At 33.6% G+C, this 16,728-nt stretch carries 5 protein-coding genes; all 5 read right to left on the reverse strand.

Annotated features, from left to right (window positions below):
* Nucleotide 1 precedes the first annotated feature (1 nt).
* Nucleotides 2-370: a tail fiber assembly protein gene (locus LUU93_RS10775; RefSeq protein ID WP_232681066.1), complete on the reverse strand. Its 369-nt coding sequence runs from the start codon at nucleotides 368-370 to the stop codon at nucleotides 2-4.
* 25 nt (nucleotides 371-395) lie between these two features.
* Nucleotides 396-1,547 (reverse strand): gp53-like domain-containing protein, encoded by a 1,152-nt coding sequence (locus tag LUU93_RS10780; RefSeq protein WP_232681068.1) that lies wholly within the window; start codon nucleotides 1,545-1,547, stop codon nucleotides 396-398.
* An 88-nt stretch (nucleotides 1,548-1,635) separates the two neighbouring features.
* Entirely contained in the window at nucleotides 1,636-7,401 is a 5,766-nt protein-coding gene (locus tag LUU93_RS10785; protein ID WP_232681070.1) for a hypothetical protein, read from the reverse strand.
* Between the two features lie 13 nt (nucleotides 7,402-7,414).
* Nucleotides 7,415-14,797: a hypothetical protein gene (locus LUU93_RS10790; RefSeq protein ID WP_232681071.1), complete on the reverse strand. Its 7,383-nt coding sequence runs from the start codon at nucleotides 14,795-14,797 to the stop codon at nucleotides 7,415-7,417.
* 331 nt (nucleotides 14,798-15,128) lie between these two features.
* Nucleotides 15,129-16,304, reverse strand: coding sequence for a hypothetical protein (locus LUU93_RS10795; protein WP_232681072.1), 1,176 nt, complete (start codon nucleotides 16,302-16,304; stop codon nucleotides 15,129-15,131).
* Nucleotides 16,305-16,728: the final 424 nt, after the last annotated feature.

The following is a 16,728-nucleotide window of genomic DNA, read 5'->3' on the forward strand; positions in this document are numbered from 1 at the left end:
ATTATGATGGCTGTGCAGGCCAGACAATAGATGTTAAGTCATCGAGACCAGTTAAATCCCTTAATGCCTGTCTGTAATTTCTCCATTCTGTTTTTTTCTCTTCTGAAAGAGGCGAATCATCTAATTGTGTCCAGTCACTACTAATCAGCAGTGCATTTCTGGCTGTTCTTAGATTTTCTAAAATACTATCCTCACTCTGTACGAAAGCAGAATAAGTATGTTTACCATTAATTACCTTATAATTTTTAGATAATGCCTGCTGCCATTCTTCTGCAGTTAATTCAATATTTGGCTGTGGGATATTCTCATGGATTCCTTCAACATAAAAGCCTGTGTATTCTCCATCTTTGTTGTATGTTCCTTTATACATGATTTTTTTATTTTAAATTTTTAGATTAACGCCCAATTGCAAACATGTAACCATAGTTACCGTCAATAATAGCCTGATATGATGTTTTTGAAAGATTAGCGACATGGTTAAAACCTTTATTTCCAGAGGAGTCTCTTATAGTAGATAATACCACGCTAAAAGCCCCTACCGGCCATGCAAGAGGAAAACTGTAGCTTACACTTCCAGATGTTAGATATGCCCATTGTAATATTAACCCATTACTAAGTTTTTGGTAGCCGCTGGTTGTTAACATATCAAAACCAGAATGTCCTGCATCATAATCAGATGCTGTAGAAGTAGAAACAGAGCCATCTGCCATAAGATATTGATTAGAGGTTCCGCCAGTCTTTACGAAGCTTTGGCTCTCAGTCACTTCTGTAAAAGTTTTATTTCCTGCAATGGTTTGATCTGTCGTTAAATCAACATATTTTGAATTTAATTGCTGATCAGTTATCGATATTGAGCTTGCAAACCAATAATCTACTTCAATATTACGATCGCTTATTGTTTCAGAAAACGTAATAACATTGGTGCCATCAACTATTGCATAATCTTTATCTTCTCCTTCTCTAAGTAGCTGTCCGTTTTTATAAATTTTCACGCTGTATCTTAGAGGTTTGTTTTGCAGTATAATAGTATCACTGTTAAAAACATCGGCACTAAAATTTTCTTTATACGGAATGGACGATTTTCCAAACATTGAATCAGAATCTCCTAATTCTGGATTCATATTCTGATACCAATAATTTATTTCGATATTTCTGTTTGTAATTTCTCCAGAGAAACTAATTTCGGCAGTATTATAGTTTAATGCATAATCTTCATTTTCTTCTAAAAGCTGTCCGTTTTTAAATATTTTAACGCTGTTTTCAACAGGAGGATTTTCTAACTGGATTAATGTGCCGGTAAAATCATCTCGATATTCTTTATAAGGAAAATAACAGTTTCCTGAAATAATTCCTGAATTTTGAAAAACAGATCTTAAAAGTGCGGGAGTAATATAATGTTCGTTAGATGTACCAGTTTCAACCATTTGAAAATCGGCTTTGTCATCTTGTTTATGAACGAAATTGTCAAAAATTTCGACGAAGTCAGCATGTGACGGAATATCTCCATTATTGAATTTGCTGTGAAAGTCATTTCTGCTTGTTGCCATGTTATTTAATTTTATTTCTTGCTTTAAATGTTTGTTTAATAAAACCTGAGTCAAATACCAATGAGGTTAGTCATTGGTATTTATGGGTTTAAAGAGTTAGAATTTTTTCTTCGCTGCTGAACATTCCTGAAGAGTTTTCAGAAATTACTTTAAAGTGATGATAGATTCTTTCTCCATCTTCATTTTTAATAACTAATTCATCTGTTGCCAGTTTAGTTTCCTGCAGAGGCAAATTCACATTAATCTCATTAGATGCTATTTCATGAATTTTCTCCCAGTTGCCTTGATTATTCATTTTATATAAATGATATTTACCATTGTGAACTGTTTTTTTCCAGCTAAAAATTACTGGCTTTAAGATTTCTCCGTTTGTTCCGGTTTCAACTCCCGAAGCTTCTAATACTGGAGATTCTGGCGAAACATTATCCGCAATAATAGTTGCCGTAATTTTTGATGGCTGCGAAGGCGCATAATCAATATTAACGATTGGGTTTAATAAAGTTGAACTCGGATCTGCATATTCAATTTCTTTTGAAACGGTAACTCGGTAAAAAAGACCATCTCCAAAAGGAACAGATTCAAGATCTTCAAATTCATCATACACAGTCCAGACATTATCAAATTCATTAGACAAAGTTTCTTCATCAATTAAAACTTCTTTAACCGGAGTCATGGTTCTTATCGATTGTGCTTCCTGCATCGATTTAGCACGATAGATATTAATTTTCTTAACGTTGAATTCCGGCTGATAAGCATTTAATTCGAATTGAATAGCAGGCTTAATTCCTAAAACCTGATTTTCAAGAATTGGCATAATTCTCTTAATTTCCGGCATTTTAGGCGGAGTTGAAGAAACTAATTTTACAGGTCCTAAAAGATCACTAAATTCACTGAAATTCATCTTAATATCCATTTCACGAACCGCATAGAAATAAATACTCTGCGAATTTCCATCAAGATTAAAATCGGTAAACTGTGTTATATTGTCAGTTTTACTTACGATTTTCATCATTGGGGCAATGTCGAAATTAGTGTCAGTTGGTTTTAAGGTATGACCATTTTTATCTTTAATAGTTTGCTTTTTATTGGTTGGAGTATATTCCTGACCTTTAATATGCTCATAAATAATAGGTACTTCAGTTAAAGGAACAAAAGCGGACTGAATGGCTTGTTCGATAAAATAAACAGCCAGCATATCTGATTCAAGCTCATCACCTTTAGGAATTAAAATTTGATTTAATGAAGTTAAACTCTCAATTTCTAAAGCTTCGATTACAGGTTTTTGTGTCTCATTATGCCATTTGATAAAGTCATTAATTAGGTTTATTAATTCGTCATTATCAGGTAAAGGAAAACCAAAGCCTTCAGGATTGTTTTCCGGAAAAATTTTATAAAGACCGTCTGTTTCAAGTTGATTAAAGTTTAAAAAGTTTTTCCATCTTTCTTTAAAATTAACTTCATCGTTTCCGCCAAGTTTTTTTAGTTCTTCCCGAATCGTATTTATAGTTTCTCTTTTGTACAAAACATTAAAGAAATTCTCTTCATTGGCTCTGTAATGCAATGCACCATAAGGTTTGCGGTCTTTTTTATATTTTGTTGTAAAAGTGAAAGTCGAACGATTATAAAAATCTGGCCTTGTAGCATAATAACTATCACATTTTATTTCTTCAGGCTTTATCGGTTTTTCAATTTTAACCGCATACATCGGACTAGGAATACTAATCTTTGATCTGTATTCAAAAGCTGGTCTTACAGCACGCGTACTGATTCCGAAAATAGAGTAGTGCGTACTTTCATTTTCTCTTGGCTGAATGTTTTCCTGAGTAATTCCTGATGCCGAATCTGCGTATAGATATACTTTGTAACTAGGATAATAGTTTACGTCTTGCTGTCCGATAATGATTTCATTATAGTTATCAGCCATTGTTTGATTTACATAATCTCCTAATTTAAAATCGGTATCATTAATATATAAAACCAAATCTCCTGTTTCGCCAATATTTTCTGTTCTAAAAACTTTAAATTCTTTTCGTGATTCTACGTGAATTGTACTTCCTTCTTTTACAGCACTTTTTCTAAACAAACGGACAATACCATTAGACCATTCTACAGAATTTTCGTTTTCTGAATTGAACTGAGGATGTTGAGGTAAATGAAAACCTGTGAAAGTTATTTTATATAATCCTAAGTGTTTATCTGTACTTAACGGAATGAGATCTTCATTTTCATCTAATTTATATGTTCCATCTGCATTCATTTCATAAGTTTTTTCTAAAACTCTTTCAATTACAGCAGGTTTCCAGATTCCTCTTGTTTTTTCCAGTTGTAAATCGTTTGTGTTTTCACTTTTTGGCTGAATAACTTCACGATGGATTTCATTAAAATAAGCAGGATATTCAACTTTAAAATCAATTTCTGGATTATGCCAATTTGAAGCCGTCTGCATATTTTGTACAAGAGTACACAATTTGTTTTCTGGTATCTGAATTGATTTAATCTGATCAGAATCTATTGTCGCATCTCCATCTGAATGAACACTGTCGCTGACTTCTTTTTTCAGGACTTCGATTAATGCATAATCAAATACTACATCAGCACCTACTGTTTTAGTGAAAACTTCAATATTTTTAACAACATAATTTTGATCCCCAATAGTCAGGATTCCTCCATCATATTTTGTCTGATTATCATTGGTTAATGATATTTTGATTTCCTGACCACTGCTAAGAACTTTGTATTCTTTAATTGTAATAATTGAAGTAAGATTATCAGATGTATTATTTTCAATATCTGTAATTGTTGCATATTCTACATCTGGAAGCCCATCTTTGTAATACAGTTTAAAATGATCTGAAAATATTTCTTCACTATCAGGATAAATACTGTTTATGTCTTCTTCAGCTGTTTGTGCAGACATATCTGAGGGAACAGTATAATTTACCAATTCCTGAGCAGAGTAATAATCGAACAGGATTCTAACTAATGTTTTATCCGTTCCTGTAATTTTGCCCAGACGTTCTTGTTCAGACGCCGAAGTAAACATTAACGGGCTTTCTTCTGTAATTAAAAGCGAGTTGATATTACCTGGCGGCATTAAATTGTTTGCCGGTTTAATATCTGATTCAATACTTATTTGTCTTCCTGTTGTTGCTCTGGAGAAAATATTAATACCATATCCCTGATAGATATAAGTTTTTTTCCCTATTTCTTCCTGACGGATATTTATAATTGATTTTCCAGATTCGGGAATGATAATTGGAACAGATTCATAATTCGATTCCCCAAGATTTTTATTGACATTTTTGTATTCTAAATCATGCGATAATTCAGGTTTTACCCAATTTTCATGCAGCTCTTTAACTTTGTAATCAACTCCTGCATAAAGTGGAAAAGTAAAAGTACTTCCGTCATACTCTAAAGTAGATTTAAAGAAATCTCTATAGTCTTTACTAATGTCATAATCCATGACATCATCCATAAATAAACTTACATATCTTTTCTTTCCATCAAAACTGTAACCTTCGGGACCTGTAATTTTTGTAGTCTGACTTTCATCAGAATTCATATTTAAACCTGGAACAATTTTATTCAATTGTACAGGAAGTGACTGACGTTCTGTATTTAAAGATGTTGGAATACTCATAGAAAGATGCTGTCTTTCATTTGCTCCCGTGCCATCTAAATCGCCCAAAGTGGTATATTCTGTTAGATAAACAAATTCTCCTGATAAAACTTCGTTATCAATATCAATGCATCCCAAACCTAACATACGCGCAATATGATAGTCATTTGCAGCAATGTTTAAGAGATCCAGATAAGATATTTGTGTGAATCTTTCATCCTCCAATTGTTCCTCTGTTGGAGTTTTTCCGGCGTCAAGATCTCCAAAATTGATTATCTCTGATGCAGTTGGATTATCAGCTTCTTTACTTAAATCAAGATATTGGCTTACAATTTGTTTAATGTTTTTGTCACTGTTATCTGTTCCAGCGGCTGGTCTGTTCCATTTATCTTTATAATTAGCAATATTTGCATAATCATCATCATTATATTTTAGCCATTTTCCATGAACTGCATTTAGTTTTGGTTCTAATTGTTCAAAAACTTTAGTGTCATTATCACTTAATGCATATTTTCCTTTTAAAGTCCAGTCTCCGTTTGTATTAGCTTGTGTGATAAAATCTGAATAAAACTCAAAACTTATTGAATTTAAAAGACAGTTATTAGCTTTAAATCGGATGCTTCTTCCATTCTCAGCAACTAAACGAATATTGTCTGCTTGAGATGAAGAATATGTTTTACGATTCGAAACTCTTTTTGCAGCTGTAAAACTGTTTTCAGCAACTGATAATGTTTCTAATCTTACATTACGGGAATCATTTGCAGATGAAAAATTTAATTCAGCAGCAAAAAACAACTCAGATTTATTTTCAATTTCGATCAGATTATTTCCATAAGCCTCAATAAAATCAGCAGGATTAACCAATGGATCTATCGCAAGTTTAACCGATCTGTATTTTGTCTTATTATGAAAAGTAACATAAATTGATCGTGTTGAATTGGAAGTTTTATAAATCCATAATCCTTTTTGATTATCAACAACATTTGGTTCCTGACTTAAATCCAGAACATGGTTTTTCTTTACGTAAGGAGCTCTGTAAACTTTTACGAAGTCATCTGGTTTATTAAAATTAGATATCGGACCAGTATATAAATCTCCTTTTGGAAGATGTTTTTCGCCTAATTTGCCGGTAAGCATCCAGCGAAGGTGAATACCTTTTGTACTGTCAACTCCTCTCGAACCTGCAGCTGCGATTTGTAAATAAGTTGACTGCAGATTTGTTTTTGTCGGATCAATATCAATTACAGCAGATTCTTTACCAACATTAAAGTTAATGCTGAAGCCAAAAGGGTTTTTAATGCTGCTTAAAAAGATTGGAGCTGAAGAATTTCCAAGAGCTAATGGTTTTCCTTCAATTCGAATTGCAGCTTCAATTTGTGCCGATCCGGGAATTGTAACTGCACTTTGAAGTTTAAAAATTAAACCATTTAAACTGCTTTCATCATGAATTCTCGTTCCGGCGCTTAAAGTAAGAGGGACACGGCTTTTGTTTCGAAGTACTAAACTTCCGGCTTCCAGCTTTACTTTTACACCTTTCTTTAAAACCGGATAAACAATTTTATTTTCAATAATACTTACATTCGGAATACAGCCTGTTTGTGCAGTAGATAAATCAGTAATCAGTTTGTTTAATTCTACTCCTAAAGTGCTGAAATCAGAAACTCTAAGATAATCAGATTCTAGAGCCGAAGTTCTGCTGTCTTTTAATTTTGGCGTTCTGCCCAAAAAGGTATTTAATGGAGTTGTTAACTCGTTTGCGTTGCCGATTCCGCTTGTAACACCATAAACAAAAACCTGAGATTTAAGATTTAAATCAGAAAACAAACCTTTTAATAATTCAGAGTTGTTTACCTGAAGACCATCAGTTACAACAAAAACAATATCAGGAGTAACAGCCAGATTCTTAGCCGCATTTAAACCAGAAGCCCAATAATCAGATTGAATGTAGGCTCTTCCGTTACCAAACAAATTAATCCAGTTTAAAAAATCCTGTGGGTTATCTGCAATTCTTTTCTGGATAACATTATCGGATCTAACAGCAGTATCGCTGTTAGACATTCCGATTAATGAAAGTGTGATGTTGCTTTGAGCCTGAGAATTGATAAATGAAGTCAGCCCGTCTCTAATTTGCTGCGCTTCATTGGTGTTAATCGAACCAGATTCGTCAACAACGATTGCTATATATTTTTCGCAGCCAGAGAGCTGGCTTTCCTGAAGATTTATAGAACTCATTTTTTTCTTGTTTTTAAAGATTTGTATTTTCTAATTCTGATAATTGAACTTCTATGTTTTGCTTGTCAATAGATTCGGTTAATGCTGTTCCTCCATTTTTCCACATTCTGTAATCAAACTGAATGTTTAAATTTTCCTTTGGAATTATTTTGCCACTATGCATAACCAAAACCTGTGAATAATCTTTTGAATGCAATACTTTATATCCAGCTTTAGGACTTCCTAATTCATCAACTACTGCAATTGAATCTTTGATTTCTTCTAAAGGCATTTTTGGTATATTAAATGGCTCTGGATTACGCACTAAAAGAGCAATTGTATTACCAGTATTGATATCAATAATTTTATTAACCTCCGTATTTTGTGCCGGATCAAGAGGAGATATTTTTAAGATTCCTTCAATTGCACGGTCAAATGAATGTTGATATTTTGATGCCATTGAATCACTTAAGTCGTTTTGTTCGTTAGTAATTACATCATGTAAAGCATCAATTTGATCCTGAATCAGATTAAGTTTAATATCATATAAAGCTCTGTGTGATTGGTCTTCACTTAAATAATAACTTTGAATTTGCTCTTCAAAATCTTTATAGCGCGAAGTCTGGAAACCGAATTGGTGTACCAATACGTTTTTGCTTGTGCTGGTAGTTCCATGCTGCGCATCATCAAAAAAGTTATTTACTAAAACGGTATAAAGTTTTGAAGGTTTTAAATCAATTAATTCTACCTCGTATCTATATGATTTTGGTTTTATAGGTTCGCCCCATTCTAAACTACATCTCATCGCTGATTTATCAGTAAGAATATTGTTTATCAATTGAATACCCAATGGAATCCTAGGATCGTTATCGTCTTTCCACTCGAGAATTTCCTCATTTGGTTTTGGATATGCGATCGCTTCATTTTTAAACGGATATTCGATAAGCAAATCAGTCAGCGGATCTTTAATAAAAAGATTTAACTTTCCTTTTATTTCAGGTACGGTTTCAGTATATGGTCCCCAATTTTTAAACATGTGATACGCATAAGGATTTGTAAAAAACAAGGATACTTTACATTGTTGATTTCCATAAAAAGCAGGTTTCGATTGCAATAAACTTCCATCAGCATTTGGGTAAGAACGGTTATAATCTAAGTATTGTCTTAATGAAGTTAATGGCGATTTCGACAATTCTGTTAGTTCATTTTTAACTGGCGGCTGTTCACCTTCAGGAGTTACCGGATCTGGAACTGGATAATGTCCTACTGGTCCTAAAGTTTTAAATCCGTAATAGTATTTAAATTCAGTTGTATCTTTGTCATCCACTTTATCAGTTAAAGTAAAGTCTAAACAATAGGTTGTATTAGGTCTCCAGATAGGCTGAACAGTATTTTCAACTGCAGATTTCATTGCTTCTCTATCTTCTTCAACAGCTTCTATCTGCGGAATAGTTGTGTTATGGAAATAACTTTCTTTACTCAGCCATTCAATACTTTGAATTGAAGTTGTATAATCCAATTCAGGATCTTCTTCAGCATTTCCGTTAGCACAAATTGTCTCATTAACCGAAATTAATTTTGAGTTTTTTGGAGCTCTCATATAATTTACTTTTTCAACCAATGCAGTTGTTATCAAACTTGTCATTTCAGTTGTTAAAGCTGATGCAGAGGTAGTTATGGTAACTGTTTGTTCAGGATATAAAGAACAATTATCAAACTGATCAGTAAACAATGAAAAATAAACACCTTTTTCTTTTGGTTTAGAGGAAAGCATCAGAATTTCATTTTCAGAAGGTTCATTTTGAAGATGGATAATCGATGCATTTTCTACATTGCTTCCTCTTTTAATTAATCTTGTAAGTGCTAATGCCGAACTGAATACAAATAAATGCTGTTTGTTATAAGCTATAATCGAATTATCTGCAAGAGTACTGTTTGATAAATAAATTGGAGAATTAAAAACCGTATCTTGTTTTACAATATCTAATGAATTTCCTGTAATTTGAGCTAAACCAAATTTTTCATCTGAGAACTTAACGGTAACTAAAACTTTTCCGTTTGCAATAACAGCATCAATAATTTCAGAAACTGAAGGATCAGAAAGCACTTTTGTATCCATTACAGAAATTGCATTTGTACTGGTGTTAAGATTAAAATGAATAATCTTTTTGTCTTTAGTAACTAAACTAAATTCAGCAGCATTATGCTGTAGAACTTTAATTGCAGTTCCATTGATTGTCGCACGCTGAACAAGAGCACGATCAGTTCCGTTAACCCAGTTAATTTGTGTTTCAGTTTCTAATGCATTAACCCAAAGCAATTCGTTATTTGCAAGAGGCAGTACTTTGTTAAATCCTAAAGAATAACTGTTTAAATATTGTACTCCCGAACTTAAATTCAATTCATCATCAAGTTCAGTAACAGCCATCGCATCAATAGGAGATTCACAGCCAATAATAAGATCAAAATCAATAATAGCATCTCCAATTCCTTTGCATTGTTTAGCATTCAGTGCCTGTGTTACCAGTAAAGTATCATTTACAATCTGCATCGAAGTCACAACGCCATTCAATAAGCGTTCCCTTAAAATATCTCCTTTTGAGTCAACTTGCAAAAGAACTGTTGTATCGACTTTTGGATGGAAAGTGATAATGTAAGTATCGTTGAATTTAATTATTTTATCAAATGCATAAATGTTTTTTCCTTTATATCCGTAATAATTTGTAAAGGTTAGTTTGCCAGGTGTTTCTGCAGATGGATTATCATTTCCTGCATTGATTTTTAATGCAGCTAATTCAGCTAATAATGAATTATATTTATCAATATCAGTTGGTAATGTAATCGTAGTTTCATCAGTTTGATTGACATAAGTTGTCTCAAATAATGAAGCAATTTCATTTCTGATTTCTTTTATACGCTTTGCATTTGCTGCAACAGGAGTAATAACAATTTTATTTATTTTAGTTTTTTTAATAGCATCACTTTCAACATCAAATAATGTTATATCATTTAGTAATTCGGCTTTAGTGTAAGTCAGTTCTTCAAAAGCTGCTGATTCTTTTGTTTTTCTTATTTCAACAGGTGCATAGGTAGTTAGTTTATCACCTTCTTTTTCAATAATTGAGGTATAGGCTTTTATGGTAACTTCTTTGGCTTGTGTCGTAAGTTTTAAAACGGGTTCTATTGCAGATTCCGGGAAAATAATTTCTAAATCATTATAATTTTGAAATGATAATGATTTACTATAATTATGCGGGTTTCTTTCGCCTGAAATAGCCATAAAATCACCAGCTTCAATTTTATTGTTTTCTAAAATTTCAGGAAGCTCTCCAATCAATTTAAAAAACAAGCCGTTAATCTTATCTGCTTCATATTGGGATGGTACATAATAGCGCTGTCCAATTTGTTTATTAAGGAAATCGGTATGTTCAGGTTCAAGTTCTTGAGAAACACAGAATAATTTAGATGAGGTGATTCCAAATTGCTCCGGAACGTGCCATCCAGGTTCAGCTGCACTTAAGAATGAAAACGGGTTCGTTCCTAATACACGAATACTATCATATTGATCAATTGCTTTCTGCCATTGTGCCCAAGGTAAATTGCTTAAATCTTCAGTTGCATCTATATTTTTTACAGCTTCAAATGGGTGATAATCTTCCCATGCTGAACCATTCCATGATTTTATATCAATAGATTTAATTGCATATTGATGTTTAACCTGACGTGGCTTCTTAGCTGTTTTAGGATTATCGTCTTTTGGGGGCATAAAATCGGTATAGTTTTTTGCATCTCCGGTATAACCTCCAATTTTTTGAGACAATTCAGGATTTGGTAATACTCCTTTAGCCATTTTAATATCGATGTACGTATCTAAAGGGATTATTTGTGTAATAAGATCTGCTTTAGGCATTCCATTAGAAAACTTACTAGGATCATAGTCATTATCATCTGTTGATTTGAAATAATCAAGTGCAAAAGCTTGATTGGTAAGCATGTGAACTCCTTTTACATTTTCTAAAGTTCTGTTGTCAACTCCATCACCAAATGTTCCTTTTGGCAGCGGGCTGTAAGGTGTACGATCAACAACTCTGTTAATATCCCATTGAATTTCGACTACAAAGTTTTTACGGACTCTTATAAAACCAATTTTTACACGAACACTCAACTCCAGTTTAGCATAAATTAAGAATGGTTTAAATGATTCTACAGAGAAAATAGTATCTAAAACAATCTCGACATTAATGATCCAAAGTTTAATTTGAATACCTCCGCCGGCTGTAATATATCCACCCATTTGCGGACGCTTGAACGAAATTTTCCCTCCCAATTCTAAGTAAGCCCATAATCTTACTCTAGCAGGACCAAAGCTTTTATCTAAATTGAAATCTAATCTGGCACCGGCTTCAATTCCCTGAGCCGAAAGCATAATAAAGGCTTTAGCACTAAATAAGGTTAATATATCGGCTTGGATAGGATTCTCTTTAGTTCCAATGTTTACATACCAAGGCTTTTGATTTTTAAAGAAGAATCCGGCTTCTAATAAAGCATGAAGTCTAAAAATTTCACCGCTGTCTTTTGGAATACTAAAATCTGCTCCGGCTGCCAGTTCTAATGAATCATCACCAAATGCTACCATCGCAAAGAATGGAGGATTACTAGGATCATCTTCAATAAGTCCTAATCGCCCGGCAACAACATTTAATCCTGCTTCGATATAAAACAGAGTAGGCAGAGACAATAAAAGCATAGCTCTTAAAGACAATACATGTCCGCCGTCTGCAACAGTTCCAAAAGTAGCTCCGGCTCCAATAGAGAACGGAGAATTGTATTGCATAGAATCTGGCGGTCCGCTGAATTTTCTAATATTAATACCTGGTTTTGGAGCTTTGTAAAACTCATACCAAGAATTATCTTTTTTCAATCCTGCGGCTTCTTTTGTTGCAACATATCTAAAACCTAGCAAACCTCTAAAAGCAGAAATAGCAAGAAATCCGAGAGGAATAGGAGTAGGCAGTTCGATATGAGCATCAATTAAGAAAGCTGGATATTTTGGCATAAAACGCATTCCAACACCACCAGAGATTTTTGCTTTTGGCAGTTTTAAACCAACTTCACCAATAAATTCCGGTGATTTTCCAGGCTCAGGAAGCGAAATCATACCATTAATGATTGCCATTGCAGAAGCTTCAGTAGCTGTTCCCGGAATAATTAAATCGACTTCAATAGTCTGGATTCTTAGGAAAGATTTTGCTTTACGATCGTCTTCATCATTGCCATCCGTAGGATAATAAAATTTCACACCTTCTCCACGAGCGTCAACTCCAAGCGGATTTATACTGATGGCTCCGTCAAAGCCCCAGAAATTATATTTACGGCCGTTAATTTGGGTTGAGCCAAAACTAATATTGGTAACCGCCATTTGTACAGGCCCAAGATTTACAGAAAGACTGATAGGAATAGGAATTGATCCTCCTTCAACTTCAATATTTCCATCGCTGTAAATACGAAGCTTTTCAACATCAAAGCCCTGACCTTTCATAAGATTTCCAATTAAAGAACCTTGAGGAAAAGAAACATGACATGAAGTTCCTATATAAAAGTCATCATCTTGTTTTCCTAGTTCGAAACTGTTGAAATCAAATTGTACGAGATCAAATAAGTTTGCTGTCGGTTTATTTTCTTTAGGGAAAGAAGCGGTAAGATTGAAGTCGCCATCATCTTGTAAGTGACCTTCAAGATCTATTTTAAAAGCATCGTTGCCCTTTTTGAATTTTTCAATTTCTAAGGCACCCTTGATATTAGAGCCAATTACTTTGTTTTGTTTAAATGAAATATCAAACTTATTGAAACCAATTTTGAAGCCTTTGTTTGACGAGCCAATTGTTTTCCAAAGTGTATTATCATACAACTCCAATAAAAAGTTCTGATAATCTTTAGCCTCTGTAAAAATATATGTTGTAGAAGGTTCAATAGAGGAAACTACTGAAGAAAGTGTTGTTAATGATAAAGGATAATCAAAAGCATAAGGAGTTTTTTTAGTATTTAATTCTTGTAAAAAAACAAGTAAAGAAGCATAATCAGCAATTTCTTTTTTATTTGCCACACCACTTTGATCTTTTTCGAACATCGTGATTGGGTAATTAAAATTGAATTTGTCATTGAAATAATTGAAAGCACCATTTGCGCTTGGAACTGTCTCCAAATAAATATTTCCCGAAAGACCTCCAGAACCTACTAATAAATCTGAGGCACCAATTTTTAATGTTGGAGTTGTATCTAGTGGATTTTCTTCAATGTTGTTAAACCATGTTGAAGGTAGAGTAACTGAAACGGCACGCGCATAAACTCCGACGAAATCATTTGGACGTCCGTCTGCATCAGCTTCCGGAATGTTGGTTTTCTTGCTTAAGTCGACTTTTAAAGTATCTAATTGAAGAATTAAACCCGTATTGCCAATCATGGCATATTCAGGTTTTAATGATCCTCCTAATTCTAGTTGATAGCCAATTCCTTCTTCAGTATCAGCATACAATTGTGCCTGACCAAATACAAACATTGATTTTGTTGTTGGATCCGGAAGAGCCTCACCTTTATCTGTAACAGGTTTTAAAATATTTTGAGGAAACTCAATACCGGCACTTAAAGCTAAAGTTGCTTTTGCCTTTGGTGTAATAATTCTTTTAATATGAGCTTCGATACCATCTGGAACAATAATGTTGTAGAATTCCTGTAGTTTTTGTTTTGTTGCGCTTAAATCTGATTTTAAGATATAAGTTGCAAATAATAATAGCGAAACAGATTCTGTAATTGCCGGATTGTTTTTAATAAGCGTGATTACAGCATTAATGGATTGTTCAGTTCCTTCTGGAAATTCTAATTTTTGTTCTTCGGTAAGCCCTTTAAGGATATTAATATCTTCTAAAAGCGTTTCATATTTTGTTTTTCCTTCTTCAGCTTCAACAAAAATGTTCAGGATGTGAGCAATGACTTGTTCTTCGCTGATGCGGAAAACTTGTAATCCTACCGAATAAAAATCTTTTATTGAAAAAGAAAAATTGCTTGAACTGAATGTTTTAAGGAAAGCTAAAATTTCCCACTGATATTCTAATGTAATTGGGAATGACGAAATAGACGAATCGCCGTCAAGGTCTGGATTAAGTACAAGACCTAAACCAAACGGTAACGGAATAGCAAGTTTTTCGCTTGTTACAATATCAAGACTGTAAAAAGCCGAGTCGCCGCGATATCCTTTTGAATATTGTAAGTTTTTGTAATGAATTTTATTGAAAATGTCATTTAAGCCATTTTCTACAAAGGATAAAAACTCCGGTAAGTCATCTACGGTAATTACCTCAGATAGTCTAGGATAATACCTTGCCGTAGGAATTGGAGTTGCTGGAATTGGATTAGTTGGCATATTCTAATTTGTTTTTGACTTTAATTTTCGTTCGTGTTTTTGCATGATTAAATTCTTGTTTTGACAAACCAAATTGAGCATTCAAATAATGAATCGATTATTTGATGATCAGGTTTATTGTATTTTTTGATTTAGATAATGCCTCGAAAAAAGCAGCTGAAAAATTGTTTTTTTTTGCAGTATTTTCCTTTTGATAGTGTAAAGATCAGCCTAAAAAAGAGGTTTAAAAAACAGCTGCTTAGTGGTTGAACATTGATGTTCTGGGGCTTTACAGAGTTGTAAAGAGAGTGGATATAGATAGGTTAAGTTTTGTAGAAAGAGGGCGGTAAACTTACATTCTTATTCTCTCTATTAAAGTTGAGGTTATTGCTGTATAAACTCTTATTGCTTGATTTTTTCCATTTGCATTTGTAGCATCGGCAAACTCGGTGCGTCTTCTACAAAAAATTTGCGCAGATACGCCATTTAAGTTTTTTGGACTTGCCGGATTTGCACTATCCCATGCATATAAACCGTTGAACAAACCAACATTTGAATCCCATGCGGCATAAGTACCAGTAAGCATTGCAGTAGTTCCTGTTACATTAAGATTATCTATCAAAACTAATTCGCTTATTGTGCCCGGACCCCAATATGAAGAAGACAGAAGAGCATTAGTGAATTTTATAACAATTTGAAATTTGCTTACTGTTGGTGCTATAGTTCCGCCGCCTGCAACTACATCACCAGCGCTTCCCATCATTGATAATTTTGCCAAAATAGTATTAGACAAACTACCAGCATTGAATGTACCCAATAGTGTGTCAGTTACTGTGTTTGTTGTAATATAAGGTGATGGAGTGTCTAAAGTCTTTTGTCCACCATTCAATATGATTTTAATGTAACTTCCGTCATCTTCTGTAAGCATATATCTTACGCCACTTCTTGTTGTCCAGAGTTTACCAGAACTGTCACGTTCAATAGCCCCATTTTGTGCTGTATTTGTAAAAGTACCAGTAGGTAAAATTAAAGGAGGGTAATTTATAGTACCAGATGCCAATGTAACTTTATTGGTAAAATTCCAAGCTCCGGAAATAGTTTGAGCCTGAGACTTAACCCATGTCCACCAGTTGAATAATTTCAATCGGCTTATTACTTTTATATCTTCTGTTATAGTTGATGCTATTTGCGTTTCTACATCTGTTGCTAGTGATGCTGTAAGCTTTGTGTTTTCTAAAGTTTTTCCCATTTCAGCAGTCAAAGCTTTCGTTGTTCCTCCTGTTGTAAGATCATTCACTAAAGAAGGCGGAGACACATTGATATTATCAATCATATCTTTTAATACTTTTCCTTGTCTGGCATCTAATGCTTTACCTTCGGTTGTGCAATCAAGTGCGTTGTATTTTTCGGTTTGAAGATCCTTTACATCATTAAACTCCAATTCACCTTTTTCGTTGGTTATTAAAATTTTGTTAGACTTATTTGTTTCTAAATCTGCCACTTTGATTCTGTTGTGATTTGTACTCATTTTTAATTAATTATTACGGGGTTTTAAAATTTATAGGCGTTTATTAAGGCTTATGGGGGTTACCGTAATTTATTCTGGTTGATTTGTGCTTTTAGAGAGGATGTTTTTTGACCTCTTTTAGCATGTTTTCAGCCAAAATGGATTGTTTTAAAATTGTGTTAGTGGCGTCACAATAGTTTTATTTTACATAGTTTGTAAAATATTTGGGTAATGATTGGTTTTTAGAAAAGCCAATAAAAGGTTAGGAAACTTAATTTTTAAGTTCCGGATTGGGTTTTAAAATATGTTTTTTGGGTTTGTTAGATTATCATTTTCTTTGAAGGAAGAATGATGTTTTTAAGAGAGCTCAAAGACTTTTTTGTCTTTGAGCTTTTTAGACTTTGTGTTCACGAGTGGGGTGCTCGTGCTAGCGATAGGCAGGGTT

The sequence above is a fragment of the Flavobacterium soyae genome, from assembly GCF_021245985.1.
GTDB lineage: Bacteria > Bacteroidota > Bacteroidia > Flavobacteriales > Flavobacteriaceae > Flavobacterium > Flavobacterium soyae.

Bases quoted from the DNA above. Each gene is read 5' to 3' on its own strand.
- LUU93_RS10785 (WP_232681070.1), bottom strand. From the start codon at position 7,401: ATGAGTTCTATAAATCTTCAGGAAAGCCAGCTCTCTGGCTGCGAAAAA.
- LUU93_RS10780 (WP_232681068.1), bottom strand. From the start codon at position 1,547: ATGGCAACAAGCAGAAATGACTTTCACAGCAAATTCAATAATGGAGAT.
- LUU93_RS10790 (WP_232681071.1), bottom strand. From the start codon at position 14,797: ATGCCAACTAATCCAATTCCAGCAACTCCAATTCCTACGGCAAGGTAT.
- LUU93_RS10775 (WP_232681066.1), bottom strand. From the start codon at position 370: ATGTATAAAGGAACATACAACAAAGATGGAGAATACACAGGCTTTTAT.
- LUU93_RS10795 (WP_232681072.1), bottom strand. From the start codon at position 16,304: ATGAGTACAAATCACAACAGAATCAAAGTGGCAGATTTAGAAACAAAT.